At 51.2% G+C, this 845-nt stretch carries 1 other RNA gene; it reads right to left on the reverse strand.

The features are described from left to right. Positions 1 to 335 precede the first annotated feature (335 nt). Positions 336 to 717: a transfer-messenger RNA gene (gene ssrA, locus HF854_RS12390) on the reverse strand. Positions 718 to 845 lie beyond the last annotated feature (128 nt).

Here is an 845-nt window from a genome sequence, read left to right on the forward strand (position 1 = left end):
GTGCATCTTTTCTTGCCGCCGTTCAAATCAGATGCATATCTTTGTGGGCAAACATAATTTGACGACACTATCTAGAATCGTTCCAAAGGACGGAATCATCTTTCGGGATCTGCAAAACCAATCAAATAACTTCCAGGCTAGATTTGTCGCAGGGATATACGATATAATACCAGATGGTTTTCTATGGAATACTGGCAGATGCTACTCTCGATGGGCGAAGGGGCTTGCATGACACAAACAGGGACAAACCGGGACAGCAAGGGACTGTAACCCCGCGAAAAGAAAAGGCCCACGGTGTCTTTTGATACACCGTGGGCCTCTGGGACATGCGCTGATGGTGGAGGCGGGGGGAGTCGAACCCCCGTCCGAGAACATTCCACGCAAAGCGTCTACAGGTTTAGGTCAGGAACAAATTTCACCACCCTGCTCGCCCCTGACCGGGCACAGAGCAGCAATCCCGCCGGTACAGATCTCGTGGAAACTCCCGGCAGGCGCCAAGCTCCACCAGCCTGATGCGATGTCGCCAGCCGGACGTATCAGGCGTCGGCCCGTCTGACGTGACCATCAAATGTGGTCAGGTGCCTCGCTGTTTTTAGGCAGCGTAAGCGTAGTCGTAATCGTTGTTGGCAATTACTTTTGTGCCGCTTTTTACGAGGCCAGCGGCGCCTCGACCTGCAACTTTGGTTTCCACATCCCCGTCGAAACCAATGCGCCCCCAATTGGGAATTACTACTATAGATAATACTGCCTGCTTTGACAAGCTGTTTTTTTTAGAGCGTGTTTGGAAACTTCAGCTTTTATAGTTACAAGAAGGCATGTGGACAAAAAAAGACTGTGCGCGGCAG

Source organism: Desulfovibrio piger (genome assembly GCF_012843875.1).
Taxonomy (GTDB): Bacteria; Desulfobacterota; Desulfovibrionia; order Desulfovibrionales; family Desulfovibrionaceae; genus Desulfovibrio.